The sequence below is a fragment of the Dellaglioa sp. CoH-57-MRSF-19 genome (assembly GCF_056781975.1).
The window spans coordinates 1-372 of the sequence record NZ_JBXAXW010000171.1 but is presented as its reverse complement, the minus strand read 5'-3'; the positions used below and the strand labels follow the sequence as shown (position 1 = coordinate 372).

1 pseudogene is annotated in these 372 nt (G+C 57.3%); it reads right to left on the bottom strand.

Features of this window, described 5'->3' with window-relative positions:
* Positions 1-372: pseudogene (locus tag AC1RO3_RS08820) on the bottom strand (hypothetical protein); the annotation flags it as partial.

Genomic DNA, 372 nt, shown 5'->3' with positions numbered 1-372 from the left:
ATGCCGAGCGTGGCACAGAAAAAGTGCATAGCCCGAATCTTGGGCACTGCGTCGTCACCGTCCGTCGAGTAGATGAAGCGACCCCGGAACTCATAGGGGCCCGGTGGTGGCGTCCATTTTGCCTTCTTCACGACGCCAACAATCTTCGGAATCACATCGCCCGACTTCAGGACCTTGACGTGAGCACCCTCACCGATACCACGTTCCATCATCCATGTCGCGTTATGCGCTGTGGCCTGCGTCACGACTGTCCCGTCGATTTCGGTTGGCGTGATCTTGATCTTCGGTTGCCAGCGCCCGAGCCGCGTCTTCTTCCAGTGAATGGATGTGACTTCCACGACATCCGCACCCGCTTCATCATTGACCTTGAAC